The 13,446-nt window shown below is 71.5% G+C and carries 15 protein-coding genes; 9 read left to right on the plus strand and 6 right to left on the minus strand.

From position 1 onward, the window contains the following. Window positions 1–133: 133 nt before the first annotated feature. The gene (locus ACFSHS_RS14560) at window positions 134–769 is read left to right on the plus strand and encodes an arsenate reductase/protein-tyrosine-phosphatase family protein (protein ID WP_376877378.1); all 636 of its coding nucleotides are present in this window, start codon (window positions 134–136) and stop codon (window positions 767–769) included. A 68-nt stretch (window positions 770–837) separates the two neighbouring features. Here ACFSHS_RS14560 and ACFSHS_RS14565 read toward each other — a convergent pair whose 3' ends face one another. After that, complete coding sequence (locus tag ACFSHS_RS14565) at window positions 838–1,962, minus strand: LCP family protein (protein WP_376877381.1); 1,125 nt, start codon at window positions 1,960–1,962, stop codon at window positions 838–840. An 89-nt stretch (window positions 1,963–2,051) separates the two neighbouring features. Then, window positions 2,052–2,495 (minus strand): hypothetical protein, encoded by a 444-nt coding sequence (locus tag ACFSHS_RS14570; protein ID WP_376877384.1) that lies wholly within the window; start codon window positions 2,493–2,495, stop codon window positions 2,052–2,054. On the opposite strand from ACFSHS_RS14570, the gene ACFSHS_RS14575 reads away from it, so the two are divergent. From ACFSHS_RS14575 to ACFSHS_RS14590, 4 genes are all read left to right on the plus strand, one after another. Continuing rightward, window positions 2,479–3,798: a UDP-glucose dehydrogenase family protein gene (locus tag ACFSHS_RS14575; protein WP_376877387.1), complete on the plus strand. Its 1,320-nt coding sequence runs from the start codon at window positions 2,479–2,481 to the stop codon at window positions 3,796–3,798. The two genes, ACFSHS_RS14570 and ACFSHS_RS14575, sit on opposite strands and share 17 nt — an antisense overlap. 155 nt (window positions 3,799–3,953) lie before the next feature. After that, window positions 3,954–4,949, plus strand: a complete 996-nt coding sequence (gene rfbB, locus ACFSHS_RS14580; RefSeq protein ID WP_376877390.1) for a dTDP-glucose 4,6-dehydratase — start codon at window positions 3,954–3,956, stop codon at window positions 4,947–4,949. Further along, window positions 4,946–5,791, plus strand: a complete 846-nt coding sequence (locus tag ACFSHS_RS14585; protein ID WP_376877393.1) for an SDR family oxidoreductase — start codon at window positions 4,946–4,948, stop codon at window positions 5,789–5,791. The genes rfbB and ACFSHS_RS14585 overlap by 4 nt, the downstream gene beginning before the upstream one ends. A 57-nt stretch (window positions 5,792–5,848) precedes the next feature. Further along, the gene (locus ACFSHS_RS14590; protein WP_376877396.1) at window positions 5,849–6,787 is read left to right on the plus strand and encodes a hypothetical protein; all 939 of its coding nucleotides are present in this window, start codon (window positions 5,849–5,851) and stop codon (window positions 6,785–6,787) included. A 9-nt stretch (window positions 6,788–6,796) separates the two neighbouring features. On the opposite strand, the gene ACFSHS_RS14595 is transcribed toward ACFSHS_RS14590, so the two are convergent. Further along, a complete protein-coding gene (locus ACFSHS_RS14595; protein ID WP_376877399.1) occupies window positions 6,797–7,918 on the minus strand; it encodes an LCP family protein in 1,122 nt (373 codons plus the stop codon). A gap of 131 nt (window positions 7,919–8,049) precedes the next feature. Between ACFSHS_RS14595 and galE the strand changes: the two genes are divergently transcribed. The 4 genes from galE to ACFSHS_RS14615 all read left to right on the plus strand — a co-directional run bounded on the left by galE (window position 8,050) and on the right by ACFSHS_RS14615 (window position 9,797). Next, window positions 8,050–9,036, plus strand: coding sequence for a UDP-glucose 4-epimerase GalE (gene galE, locus ACFSHS_RS14600; RefSeq protein ID WP_376877402.1), 987 nt, complete (start codon window positions 8,050–8,052; stop codon window positions 9,034–9,036). A gap of 98 nt (window positions 9,037–9,134) precedes the next feature. Beyond that, window positions 9,135–9,311 (plus strand): hypothetical protein, encoded by a 177-nt coding sequence (locus tag ACFSHS_RS14605; protein WP_376877405.1) that lies wholly within the window; start codon window positions 9,135–9,137, stop codon window positions 9,309–9,311. A 53-nt stretch (window positions 9,312–9,364) separates the two neighbouring features. After that, the gene (locus ACFSHS_RS14610) at window positions 9,365–9,568 is read left to right on the plus strand and encodes a hypothetical protein (protein ID WP_376877408.1); all 204 of its coding nucleotides are present in this window, start codon (window positions 9,365–9,367) and stop codon (window positions 9,566–9,568) included. Window positions 9,569–9,590: 22 nt separating this feature from the next. Next, window positions 9,591–9,797 carry a hypothetical protein gene (locus ACFSHS_RS14615; protein ID WP_376877411.1) on the plus strand — a complete coding sequence of 69 codons (207 nt, stop codon included), beginning with the start codon at window positions 9,591–9,593 and terminating at the stop codon, window positions 9,795–9,797. Window positions 9,798–9,817: 20 nt separating this feature from the next. On the opposite strand, the gene cysN is transcribed toward ACFSHS_RS14615, so the two are convergent. Genes cysN through ACFSHS_RS14630 form a run of 3 tightly spaced genes read right to left on the minus strand, consistent with a single transcriptional unit; the run spans window position 9,818 to window position 13,442 of the window. Further along, window positions 9,818–11,716, minus strand: coding sequence for a sulfate adenylyltransferase subunit CysN (cysN, locus tag ACFSHS_RS14620; RefSeq protein ID WP_376877414.1), 1,899 nt, complete (start codon window positions 11,714–11,716; stop codon window positions 9,818–9,820). After that, window positions 11,716–12,654 (minus strand): sulfate adenylyltransferase subunit CysD, encoded by a 939-nt coding sequence (cysD, locus tag ACFSHS_RS14625; RefSeq protein ID WP_465252830.1) that lies wholly within the window; start codon window positions 12,652–12,654, stop codon window positions 11,716–11,718. Before cysD ends, cysN begins: the two co-directional genes overlap by 1 nt. Beyond that, complete coding sequence (locus ACFSHS_RS14630; protein ID WP_376877417.1) at window positions 12,651–13,442, minus strand: 3'(2'),5'-bisphosphate nucleotidase CysQ; 792 nt, start codon at window positions 13,440–13,442, stop codon at window positions 12,651–12,653. The genes cysD and ACFSHS_RS14630 overlap by 4 nt, the downstream gene beginning before the upstream one ends. Window positions 13,443–13,446: the final 4 nt, after the last annotated feature.

Consider the following 13,446-nt stretch of genomic DNA (forward strand, 5'->3'; position numbering starts at 1 on the left):
TGCTGGCACAACGGACCATGACACTGTTCGCGACGTCGCGTCCCGCGGCCGAGCTGTGCCTTGTCGGTCATGGCTCGGCGGGTACCGGACGGCCCCTTCGCTGCGCGGCGGGCCCGCGCAGCACACTTTCTCCGTGAGTGCCGAGCGGCCTGACCAGCCGGCTTTCACCGTGCTCCTGGTCTGTACGGGCAACATCTGCCGCTCGGCTCTTGCCGAGCGGCTCGGTCGGGCTTTCCTCGCGCAACGCCTCGGCCAGGCCGCCGATGCGGTGCGGCTGGTCAGCGCGGGAACCCGTGCGGTCGTCGATTCCGCGATGCATCCCGACAGTGCCCTCGTTCTCCAGGGCTTCGGGGCAGTCGCCGGTGACTTCCGCGCACGGCAGCTCGACGAGCGAATTGCAGCCGGCGCTGACCTCACGCTCACGATGACCCGCGCCCACCGACGGGAGGTCCTGCGACTGGCTCCGCGCGCCCTGCAGAGAACCTTCACCCTGCGCGAGGCCGCCGACCTGCTGCAGCTGGTCGGTCCGGAGGTCCGGCCGACCGGGAAGGATCTGCCCGAGCGTGCCCGTGGCCTGGTCAAGGAGCTGGCTGGAGCTCGGTCGCGACGCACCGCCGTAACGGATGACGACGTCCGGGATCCGATCGGCGCCCCTCTGGAGGTCCACGAGGAGGTGGGCGAGCTGATTGCGGCAGTTCTGCTGCCGATCCTGGGCCGCCTCGCCGACCTGAACCGCGGTGCCGTCCCGGCCGACTCCGCGTCCTCCTGACCCGCACGGTTCTCTGTCGTCGGCGTGCTGATCGCCCTGACCTGCTCTCACGGCCGGCCTGTCATGGGTCAGCGGGGGACGTCGGGCAGCGCCTGTCGGCTGAACTCCTCCGCGTTCGAAGCGAGGGAGTCGTTGCGCAGGTACGACCACATCCGCTCGCCGGCGGCCGCATCGAGGTAGACGACGCTGGCCGGCCCCTCCATGCCGGTTCCGAGCACCGGCGCGGTGAAGAAGTCGACGTTCTCCGGCGTCACGTTCCGCATCGAGTACGCCAGGCCCACCAGGTCCCCATTGCCGAGCGTGTCGTCGACGGTGACGGCGCTGGTCACCGCCAGCAGGGCGGCGTCCAGCTTCGGCGGATCGCTGAAGGTGTTGGAGCTGAACAACTTCCCGAACATGGCCCGCAGGTACTGCTGCTGCCGGCGCACCCGGTCGAAGTCCCCGCCCGGCAAGCCGTACCGCTGGCCGAGGTACCAGCGGGCCTTGTCGCCGTCGAGGTGGTTCACCCCCGCGGGGAACGTGTACGGCCCGTTGCTGGTCGTCTCGGCGACCACCACGTCCACCCCGCCGAGATCGTCGGTGACCTGGACGAGCCCCTCGAAGTCGATCGCCATGTAGTGGTCGATGCGCACCTGCGTCAGCTGCTCGACCGTCTGGACGAGGAGCGTGGGGCCACCGAACGCGTACGCCGCGTTGATCTTGTTCTTGCCGTGGCCCGGGATGTCGACCCAGGAGTCACGGGGGATGGAGATCAGCTGGGCGTGCTGCCGGTCGGCGGTGAACCGGGCGATCATGATGGCATCCGAGCGCCCGCCGGGCGCCTCCCCGGCGGGGACGTCGGCGCGGGTGTCGGAACCGACGAGCAGGAAGGTGACCGGGTCCTGACCGGTCTCCTCCGCGGGCGTCGCCGGTGCGGGGCGGGTGCCCTCGTCGAGGTCGCTGAACACGTCGGCGACGCGGTCGATGTTGCCGGCGTAGCGGTTGGTCAGGAACCAGAAGCCCCCGCCGAGGAGGACCGCGAGCACCACCGCGAGGACGCCGAGGCTGATGAGCGCTCGACTGAGGCGTCGACGGCTCTTCTCCGGAGGGGAGTGGTCCTCGTCTCCGCTCAGGAGGTCGTGGTGGAGGGAGTCCGCGTGCGACTCCGCGTCCGGCAGGCCGCCGTTTCGCCGAGCTCCGCGGTCGCGCGTCATGGACACCCCCGTCCGCCGGGCAACTCGACCGAGGGTACGGGCCCCGGAGGGCGCGGCGGGCGGTCGGGAGCCCGGAACGGCTGGGCGGTTCAGGACTTCCGGGTAGGCGCACCGAGCCGCACGTCGGAGCGGCAATTCGCCTCGCGGAGGAAGCGGTCGACCTCATCGGGCCACGAGGCGGGCACCGTCGCCCCGGCGGCCAGGCGGACAGCGGGGCCCAGGAGTCTGGCGGCGCCGAGGGCGAGTACCGCCCACATCAGTCCGGCGATCAGCAGCCACGGCTCGCCGGCATTCCTACGGGCCGCATCGTGATCTTCCGTGGTCACGCTCGGCGCGAGCTGCAGAAAAGGCAGCAACGCCTCTGTGGACTGGTGATGGCCGGTGTCGATACCGTCCACCGTGCCCGGTAGGTCCGATCGGGTGGTCGAGCTTCGCAGGCCTGATCGGTGGGCGAGCGTATCGCTCGACGCCGTGATCCACTTCGGCAGCGAAGTGATTCGGGTGAGGACGGGCAGAGTGCGCATCTCGGTCATCGGCTGCGGCTACCTGGGCGCGGTGCACGCCGCCTCCATGGCGAAACTGGGGCACGACGTGGTCGGCATCGATGTCGACCACGACAAGGTGCAGGCGCTGTGCCGGGCGCGCGCGCCCTTCTACGAGCCGGGTTTCGAGGAGCTGCTCGCCGGCACTCTCGACACTGGCCGGCTCAGCTTCTCCACCGATGTCGGGGACGCGGCCGGGTCGCAGGTGCACTTCGTCTGCGTGGGGACGCCGCAGAAGCGGGGTGAGTACGCCGCGGACATGCACTACGTCCAGGACGCGGTGGAGTCACTGCTCGGTGTGCTGGCGCCCGGTGACCTCGTCGTCGGGAAGTCGACCGTCCCTGTCGGGACGGCCGCCGCGCTCGCCGAGCTGGTCCAGGAGAAGGTGCCGGGCGCGCTGCTCGCCTGGAACCCCGAGTTCCTCCGGGAGGGCTTCGCCGTCCAGGACACGCTCCACCCCGACCGGCTGGTCTACGGCCTCCCCGCGGGTCCCGACGGCGAGACGGCGCGGGCCCTGCTCGACGAGGTCTACGCGCCGATCGTCGAGCGCGGCACGCCCAAGGTCGAGACCGACTACGCCACCGCCGAAATGGTGAAGACGGCGGCGAACTCCTTCCTCGCCACCAAGATCTCCTTCATCAACGCGATGGCCGAGCTGTGCGAGGCCACCGGCGCCGACGTGAAGCTGCTGGCCGACGCCATCGGCTACGACGACCGCATCGGCCGCAAGTTCCTCAACGCCGGCCTCGGCTTCGGCGGCGGCTGCCTGCCCAAGGACATCCGGGCCTTCATGGCGCGCGCCGGCGAGCTGGGCGCCGACCAGGCGCTGACCTTCCTCAAGGAGGTCGACAACATCAACATGCGGCGCCGCATCCGCATGGTGGAGCTCGCCCGCGAGGTCTGCGACGGGTCCCTGCTGGGCAAGCGGATCGCCGTCCTCGGCGCGGCCTTCAAGCCCGACAGCGACGACATCCGCGACTCCCCGGCGCTCAACGTCGCCGCCCAGCTGCAGCTGCAGGGCGCCGTCGTGCGGGTCACCGACCCGGCCGCCGTCGAGAACAGCCGACGGCTGTGGCCGCAGCTCGACTACGCCGACACGCCGGAGGAGGCGGCCGACCGCGCCGACGCCGTGCTGGTGCTGACCGAGTGGCGGCAGTACCGGGAGCTCGACCCGGTCTCCTTCGGCGCGGTCGTGCGCCAGAAGCGGGTGCTCGACGGGCGCAACGCGCTCGACCGCGATGCCTGGACCGCCGCCGGCTGGACCTACCGGGCACTGGGCCGCCGCGCCGGCTGATCCCACACGCCCCGCGCGCCCCGCGCGCCCCGACGTCGGCACGCCCGCCCGGTTACCGTTGAGGGCCGGAGGACCTGCCGGGCCCGCGGACGTGCGGCCGGCGGGGCCGGGCGGAGGCTCCGCACCGGCCGCGAACCATGGAGGTTGTCGCGACGATGCGCATGCTCGTCACCGGAGGCGCCGGATTCATCGGCGCGAACTTCGTCCACTACACGCTGCGCGAGCACCCCGAGCACCAGATCACCGTGCTCGACGCGCTCACCTACGCCGGGAACGAAGCGTCGCTGGCACCGGTGCGCGACCGCATCGAGTTCGTGCACGGCTCGGTGGCCGACGCCGCCCTCGTCGACGAGCTGGTCAGCCGCAGCGACGCCGTCGTGCACTTCGCCGCGGAGAGCCACAACGACAACTCGCTCAGCGACCCGTCGCCGTTCCTCACGACCAACATCATCGGGACGTACACGATCCTCGAGGCGGTGCGGAAGCACGGCGTGCGGCTGCACCACATCTCCACCGACGAGGTCTACGGCGACCTCGAGCTCGACGACCCGAAGAAGTTCACGCCGGAGACGCCGTACAACCCGTCGAGCCCCTACTCCTCGACCAAGGCCGGCTCCGACCTGCTGGTGCGCGCCTGGGTGCGCTCCTTCGGCATCGAGGCGACCATCTCCAACTGCTCGAACAACTACGGGCCCTACCAGCACATCGAGAAGTTCATCCCGCGGCAGATCACCAACGTGCTCGCCGGCCTGCGCCCCAAGCTCTACGGCAAGGGCGAGAACGTCCGCGACTGGATCCACGTCGACGACCACAACTCCGCGGTCCACGCGATCCTCGAGAAGGGCCGCAGCGGGGAGACCTACCTCATCGGCGCCGACGGCGAGAAGAACAACCGCGAGGTGCTCAGCCTCATCCTCGAGCTGCTCGGCCAGCCCCGCGACGCCTTCGACCAGGTCATCGACCGCGCCGGCCACGACCTGCGCTACGCCATCGACGCGAGCAAGCTCCGCGACGAGCTCGGCTGGAAGCCCCAGTTCACCGACTTCCGCGACGGCCTGGCCGCCACCGTCGACTGGTACCGCGCGAACGAGTCGTGGTGGAAGCCCCTGAAGGAGCAGGTCGAGGCCAAGTACGCGGCGCAGGGGCAGTGACGACGGTCGTCGTCGGGGCCAACGGCCAGCTCGGCCGGGCCTTGCAGAAGCGGTTCCCGGACGCCGTCGCGCTCGACCGCGCCGCCCTGAACGTCGCCGACGGCGAGGCGGTCGCCCGCTACGACTGGTCGGGTGTCGACGTCGTCGTCAACGCGGCCGCCTGGACCGCGGTCGACGCGGCCGAGGACCCGGCCAACCACGCGGCCGTGCGCGCCGCCAACGTCGACGCCGTCGGTCATCTGGCCGATGCGGGGGAGCGGCACGGGTTCACGCTCGTGCACATCTCCAGCGAGTACGTCTTCGACGGCCGGTACGACGGGCCGATCCCGGAGGATCTGCCGCCGTCCCCGCTGAGCGTCTACGGCAGGAGCAAGGCCGACGGCGACCGGGAGGCGGCTCGGCTCGAGCGGCACTACGTCGTCCGGACGACGTGGGTGGTGGGAGAGGGCGGCAACTTCGTCCGCACCATGGCGTCGCTGGCCGACCGGGGCGTCTCGCCCACCGTCGTCGACGACCAGGTCGGGCGGCCGACGTTCACCACCGACCTGGCCGGCGGCATCGCCCACCTGCTGGACACCGGCGCAGCTTTCGGCACCTACAACCTCACCAACGCCGGGGAACCGGCGTCCTGGGCACAGGTCGCCGCCGCCGTCTTCGAGGCCCGGGGCCGTAGCGCCGACGACGTCGGGCGGACCAGCACCGCGGAGTACTTCGCCGACAAGCCGCAGGCGGCCGTGCGGCCGCTCAACAGCGTCCTCGACCTGTCGAAGATCACCGCGACCGGCTTCGCGCCCCGGAACTGGCGCACAGCACTGTCCGAGTACCTCGCCGCCCTCCCCTGACGGGAAGGGCGGGAACCGAGGGACTGCTGGGGACGACACCCCGCGTTCCGTGACCAGATGGTCACGATCGGCCAACCGGCCGCCGATCATCACGTCGTGGTGTGGCTCTGGGTGCTGGGCGGACTTGTCGCGTGGCTGCTGGTGGCCGCCGGTGTCGCCGTCCTCATCGGCCGGAGCATCCGGCTGGCCGACGAGCGCACCGGCGACGCCAGCCCGCTGACCGCCGACCTCCCCGCCACCGCTCCGGCGCGCGCCCGCGCCGTCCGCACCCGTCGGCGCGGCATCCCGCTGCCGCCGATCGGGGTGGCGCTGGCGGCACTCGCCGTCGGTCTCGAGGGCGCCGGCTACGTCACCCGGCTCACCGGCCAGCGCGGCCAGGTCGCCCAGCTGCTGTCGATGGACGCACCTTTCTCCGTTCCGCGGCTGTTCGTGGCCCTCCTCTTCGCGGCGGCCGCTCTCGCCGCGGTCGCCGGCGCGAGCAACCTGCCCGGTCGCCGCACCTGGTGGCTGGCGGTCGGGCTCGTCGGCGGTCTCATCGCCACGGTCAAGGCCGGCAGCACGGTCCACGCACAGGCGCTGGGCGCTCTCGAGGACGCGGTCGGCACCGGACCTGCGCTCACGCTGAGCGCTGCGGCTGCCGCCGTCGTCATCGGCGGCCTGTGGTTGCTCAGCCGTACCGAGCGCCGTGACCGCCGGCGCGTGCTCGGGGTGCTCGCCCTCTACGCCGTGGCTTCCGTCGGCCTCTCGGCCCTGTCGGCGGTCGCCGCCGGCGCCGAGGGCGTGGCCGGCAACTGGGCGGCCGCGGCCACGTTCGTCGAGGAGTCCGGCGAGGCGCTCGCCGGTGTCGCGTTCCTCGTGGCCGTGTTGGTGGGCGTGGCCCCACGTCTGGTGCTGCCCGAAGAATGGGTGCTGCGCCGCGAGCTGGACGCCCGGACCCTGGACGTTCCCGACGCCGCCATCGGCCGCTCCCGCGCGGAAGGTTCTGGCCGGGGCTGATCCGGCCGGTCAGCGTGGCACGGTCGGGAGCGCCTCGTCGGCGAACTCGGCGGCGTTCTGGGCGAGCGAGTCCGCGCGCAGGTAGGCCCACATCCGCTCGCACGCGACGGTGTCGAGGTAGACCACGCTCGCCGGGCCCTCCATGCCCGTGCCCAGCACCGGTGCGGTGAAGAAGTCGATGTTTTGCGGGGTCACGTCGCGCATCGAGTACGCCAGCGACAGCAGGTCGCCGTTCCCCAGCGTGTCGTCGATCGTCACCGCGCTCGTCACGGCGAGCAGTGCCGAGTCCAGCCGGCCGGGGTCGGTGAAGGTGTTCGAGCTGAACAGCTTGGCGAACATCGACTGCAGGTACTGCTGCTGCCGCTTGACGCGGTCGAAGTCGCCGCCGGGCAGGCCGTAGCGCTGGCCCAGGTACCACCGGGCCTGGTCACCGTCGAGGTGGTTGACCCCTGCGGGGAAGGTGTAGGGCCCGTTGCTGGTCGTCTCGGCGACGACGACGTCCACGCCACCGAGGTCGTCGGTCACCTGGATGAGCCCGTCGAAGTCGATCGCCACGTAGTGGTCGACGCGCACCTGGGTCAGCTGCTCGACGGTCTGGATCAGCAGCGTGGGTCCGCCGAACGCGTAGCTGGCGTTGATCTTGTTGCGGCCGTGGCTCGGGATGTCGACCCACGAGTCACGGGGGATCGAGATCAGCTGCGCGTGCCGCCGGTCGGCGGAGAAACGGGCCAGCATGATGGCGTCGGACCGGCCGTCGGGTGTCTCACCCGGCGCCAGCTCCGCGCGGGTGTCCGACCCGACCAGCAGGAACGTCACCGGCTCGGCGGCGGCCGCCTGCTCCGGCGTCGCGGGAGCCGGGCGGGTCCCCTCGTCGATGTCCGCGAAGACGTCGGCGATCCGGTCGATGTTGCCGGCGTACCGGTTGGTCAGGAACCACAGCCCGCCACCGACGAGGACGGCGAGCACGAGCCCGAGAACGCCGAGGGAGACGAGGACCCGGCGCAACCCGTGCCGCCTCGGGGCGTCGCCGTCGGCGTGCGTGTCGTCCGGTGCGACGTCGCCCGGGACGGAGCCCACCGGCCCCTCGCCCCGCTGCGCGTCCCCGGACGGTACGCCCGTCTCGGTCCTCATGTCCACCCCCGTTGCCCTGCCCGCGGGCGAGCGTACGGCGACCGGGCCCCGGGCCGGCGGCCTCTGCCCCGTGGGGGTGAGGTCGGGCACGGCGGGACACGGCCTCCCGGTGGGGGCGCTAGCCTGCGGTCATGACCTGGCTCGTGACAGGCGGTGCCGGGTACATCGGCGCCCACGTGGTGGCCGCGATGACCGAGGCCGGCGAGCGCGTCGTCGTCCTCGACGACCTGTCCACGGGTGATCCGGCGCGGATCCCGGGAGTGCCCATGGTCCAGGGCAGCGTCCTCGACCAGCCGCTCCTCGAGCAGACCATGCGCGAGCACGGCGTCACCGGCGTCGTCCACATCGCGGCCAAGAAGCAGGTGGAGGAGTCGGTCCACCGGCCGCTGTACTACTACCGGGAGAACGTGGAGGGGCTGCGCCGCCTGCTGGAGGTGGCGACCGCCACGGGCGTGGAGTCCTTCGTCTTCTCCTCGAGCGCCGCCGTCTACGGTGCGCCGGACGTCGATCTCGTCGGGGAGGACACCGAGTGCCGGCCGGTGAACCCCTACGGGCAGACCAAGCTCACCGGCGAGCACATGGTCGCCGACGTGGCCCGGGCCAACGGCCTGCGCTACGCCAACCTGCGGTACTTCAACGTCGCCGGGGCGGGGCGGCCGGAGCTCGGTGACCGTGGCGAGGCCAACCTGGTCCCGATGATCTTCCGGCGGATCACCGAGCGCCAGGCGCCGCTGATCTTCGGGGACGACTTCCCGACCCCCGACGGCACGTGCATCCGCGACTTCATCCACGTCGCCGACATCGCCTCCGCGCACACGGCCGCCGCCCGGGCCCTGGACGAGGGACGGTTGACAGCCCTCACCGCCAACATCGGCCGGGGCGAGGGCGTATCGGTGCGCGAGATGATCCGGGTGATCCGCGAGGTCACCGGCACGGCCGCCGAGGACTGGGCCGAGCCGGTGGTCACGCCTCGCCGAGCGGGCGACCCGCCCCGGGTCGTGGCCGCCGCCGACACCATCCGCTCGGCTCTGGGGTGGGAGGCGCGGCACGGCCTGCGCGACATGGTGACCTCGGCGTGGGCGGGCTGGACCATCCGGATGAGCGCCACGGCCGGCTGACCGCGAACGGTCGCCGCCCCCTGTCGTTGCCCTGGGCGTCACCCGCTCTTCGTCGCCTCGCCACCGGACCGACGATGGACGGTGGGACGATAGTGCGCGTGATGCTGACGATCCTGGCGGCGTGGGTGGCTCTCGCCGCGGTGACGGCGGTCTTCTTCGCCGCCCTCGGGCGGAGCGCGCTGCGCGAGGACCAGGAACTCGGCCACCTCCCTGCCGATGCCGCGACACCGCCGCCGCTGCCCCACGAGCCGAACAGACTTCCAGAACCCGTGTGACGCCGAGGAGGACTCCTCTTGTCGCTCACGGGTGGCGGGAGGACGCTCCCCCCATGACGGGTGACACCGCGCTGCTCGACCGGGTGGGACGGGACGCGGATCGGGTCGTTCTCTGTCGGTGCGGCGGGTTCGGGCGGGTGACGCACATGGCGGTCAACGCCCCGGGTGAGCCCGAACGCTACGTGCGCAGCACGTTCTCCTGTACCTGGCAGCGACCCGGCCCGCACGAGCCGCTGCTGGCCCCGCGAGGGGTGTAGCGGCTGGTACGAAGTTCGTCCGGTGTCCGAGAACGGCCGTTGCTACCGGGAGATCCGGTCGGCTCGCTTCCCCCAAGGGTTCCCTGACCGCTGCGACCTGACCGTCATCGACGCGTTCGCCGACGCCTGGCTGCTCATCGATCACTCGCCGTCGGGCATCGAACTGGTGGGACTGGCCGACGACTACGACGCAGCCCGGGTGTGGTTGCTGGAGGACCCGGCGTCCTGACCGGACGCCGGGCCGCCAGGTCAGCTGAGGATCCCCATCCGGCGCAGCGCGTCGACCACCTGCTGGGCCGCCTGCTCCGGGTCGGTGGCCGTCGTGTCGATGTGGACCTCGGGGGCCTCGGGCGGCTCGTAGGGCGAGTCGATCCCGGTGAAGTTGCTGAGCTCGCCGCGGCGCGCCTTCCCGTACAGGCCCTTCACGTCCCGCTGCTCGGCGACCTCGAGCGGCGTGTCCACGAAGACCTCGCAGAACTCCCCGTCCTCGACCAGGTCGCGGGCCATCCGGCGTTCCGACCGGAACGGGGAGATGAACGAGACGAGAACGACGAGGCCCGCGCAGACCATGAGGTGCGACACCTCGGCCACCCGCCGGATGTTCTCCACCCGGTCGGCCTCGGTGAAGCCCAGGTCCTTGTTCAGGCCGTGCCGCACGTTGTCGCCGTCGAGCAGCGTCGTGTGCACCCCCAGCGCGTGCAGCCGCTTCTCGACCAGGTTGGCGATGCTGGACTTGCCGGCACCCGACAGCCCGGTGAACCACACGACGCAGGGCCGGTGCCCCTTGAGCTCAGCGTGGGCCGCCTTGTCCACCTCGAGCTGCTGCCAGTGGATGTTCTGCGACCGGCGCAGCGCGAAGTGCAGCATCCCGGCGCCGACGGTGGCGTTCGTGAGCCGGTCGACGAGCACGAACCCGCCCATGTCGCGGTTCTCCGCATAGGGGTCGAACGCGATCGGCCGGTCGAGGTTGAGATTGCACACCCCGATCTCGTTGAGGGCCAGGGTGGTGGCGGCCGAGTGCTCGAGGGTGTTGACGTCGACCCGGTACTTGGGCCGGCCGAGCGAGGCGGTCACCGTCCGCGCACCGATCTTCAGCAGGTAGGGCCGGCCCGGCAGCATCTCGTGCTCGGCCATCCAGACCACGTGCGCCTCGAACTGGTCGGCCGACCCGGCGGGGGACTCGGCCGCGCAGAGCACATCCCCGCGGCTGATGTCGATCTCGTCGGCGAGCACGAGCGTCACCGACTGCTCTGCCACCGCCTCGTCCAGGTCGTCGTCCATCGTGACGATGCGGGTGACGGTGCTCTGCCGGCCCGAGGGCACGACGCGGACCCGGTCGCCGGGCCGGACCCGGCCGCCGACGATCACCCCGGAGAAGCCTCGGAAGTCGTGCCCGGGCCGGTTCACCCACTGGACCGGCATCCGGAACGGCCCGTCGTGCGCCCGCTGCCCGACGGGCACGGTCTCCAGGTACCCGAGCAGGGTGGGGCCGTGGTACCAGGGCGTGTTCTGGCTCGGCTCGGTGATGTTGTCGCCGCGCAGCGCCGACATGGGGATGCACGCGATGTCGGTCAGCCCGATCCGGGCCGCGAAGTCGCGGTAGTCGGCCTCGATCCGCTCGAACACCTCGCGCGAGTAGCCGACCAGGTCGAGCTTGTTGACGGCGACGACGACCTTGCGGATGCCCAGCAACGAGACCAGGTAGCTGTGGCGGCGGGTCTGGGTGAGCACCCCCTTGCGGGCGTCGATCAGGATCACAGCCAGCTCGGCGGTCGACGCACCCGTGACCATGTTGCGCGTGTACTGCTCGTGGCCCGGGGTGTCGGCGACGATGAACTTGCGCTTGTCGGTGGCGAAGAACCGGTAGGCGACGTCGATCGTGATGCCCTGCTCCCGCTCGGCCGCGAGCCCGTCGACGAGCAGCGCGAAGTCGAGCTCGCCGCCCTGCGTGCCCTTCTTCGAGTCGGCCTCCAGGGCCGCCAGGTGGTCCTCGAAAACCAGGTGCGACTCGTACAGCAGCCGTCCGATGAGGGTGGACTTGCCGTCGTCCACGCTGCCGCAGGTGATGAACCGCAGCATCGTCTTGCGCTGGTGCAGGTCCAGGTAGGACTCGATGTCATCGGCGATGAGGCCGGAGGGCGCGGTCATCAGAAGTAGCCCTCCTGCTTCTTCTTCTCCATCGAGCCGGCGGAGTCGTGGTCGATGACCCGGCCCTGCCGCTCCGACGTCGTGGTCAGCAGCATCTCCTGGATCACCGCGGGCAGGGTGTCGGCGGTGCTCTCCACCGCGCCGCTGAGCGGGTAGCACCCCAGCGTCCGGAACCGCACGCTGCGCAGTTGCGGCTCCTCGCCGTCGCGGAGCGGGAAGCGCTCGTCGTCCACCATGATCAGTGCGCCGTCGCGCTCGACCACCGGCCGGGGCATACCGAAGTACAGCGGCACGATGGGGATGTCCTCGAGGTAGATGTACTGCCACACGTCGAGCTCGGTCCAGTTCGACAGCGGGAAGACGCGCAGGGTCTCGCCAGGGTTGTGGCGGACGTTGTACGTCCGCCACAACTCCGGACGCTGCTGCTTGGGGTCCCAGCGGTGCTGCGCCGACCGGAGCGAGAACACCCGCTCCTTGGCCCGGGACTTCTCCTCGTCCCGGCGCGCGCCGCCGAAGGCGAGGTCGAACTTCCACTTGTCCAGCGCCTGCTTGAGCCCCTGGGTCTTCCACATGTCGGTGTGCACCGCCGACCCGTGGGTGAACGGGTTGATGCCGAGCTCCAGGCATTCCGGGTTCTGGTGCACGAGGAGCTCGATGCCGAGCTCGGCGGCCGTCTTGTCGCGGAACTCGTACATCTGCTTGAACTTCCACGTCGTGTCCACGTGGAGCAGCGGGAACGGCGGCAGCGAGGGGTAGAACGCCTTCCTGGCCAGGTGCAGCATCACCGAGCTGTCCTTGCCGATCGAGTAGAGCATCACCGGGCGCTCGCTCTCGGCGACCGCCTCCCGCAGGATGTGGATGCTCTCGGCCTCGAGCCGCTGCAGGTGCGTGAGCGTGCCGGTCATGGTCGGCTCCCCGTGGTCGGTGGACAAGATCACTGCAGGTCGCTGATGACGCCCAGGACCTCGTCGGCCACCCCGGGCCGGCAGACGACGAGGTCGGGCAGGAACGGGTCGGGCTGGTTGTAGCGCAGCGGCGATCCGTCGAGGCGGGACGCGTGCAGGCCGGCCGCCCGCGCAACGGCGACGGGTGCCGCCGAGTCCCACTCGTACTGGCCGCCGCCGTGGACGTAGAGATCGGCCTCACCCCGCACGACGGCGGCCACCTTGAACCCGGCCGAGCCCATCTCGACGAGCTCGGCGCCGAGTGCCTCGGCCACGCCCGTCGCGATGGCGGGCGGGCGGCTGCGGCTCACCGCCATGCGCAGCGGTGCGCTCGCGCTCCGCGGTGGCACCGCCGGCGCGGGATCGGACGTGAGCACCGTGTCCAGCCCGGGGAGCGCCACGGCGCCGGTGACCAGGTCGCCGCGCTGCCAGAGCGCGACGTGCACGGCCCAGTCGGAGCGGTTCTCCGAGTACTCCCGCGTGCCGTCGAGGGGATCGACGATCCACACCCGGTCCGCGTCCAGCCGGAGGCGGTCGTCCGCCGCCTCCTCCGACAGCACCGCGTCATCCGGACGCGCGGCGGTCAGCCCGGAGGCGAGCAGGCTCTGCGCGTCGGCGTCCCCCCGGTCCTTCAGCTCCCGCGGCGGCAGGTGGGCCAGCGCCCGGCGCAGCTCCAGCAACCGTGCGCCGGCCAGCCGGGCGAGCTCGCGCGCCAGTGCGGCATCGGACAGGGCGCTCAGCGACGACGTCGGCGTCCTCCGGCCGGCTGACTCGTCGAGCATCGAC

Source organism: Blastococcus deserti, from assembly GCF_042682525.1.
Classification (GTDB): Bacteria; Actinomycetota; Actinomycetes; order Mycobacteriales; family Geodermatophilaceae; genus Blastococcus_B; species Blastococcus_B deserti.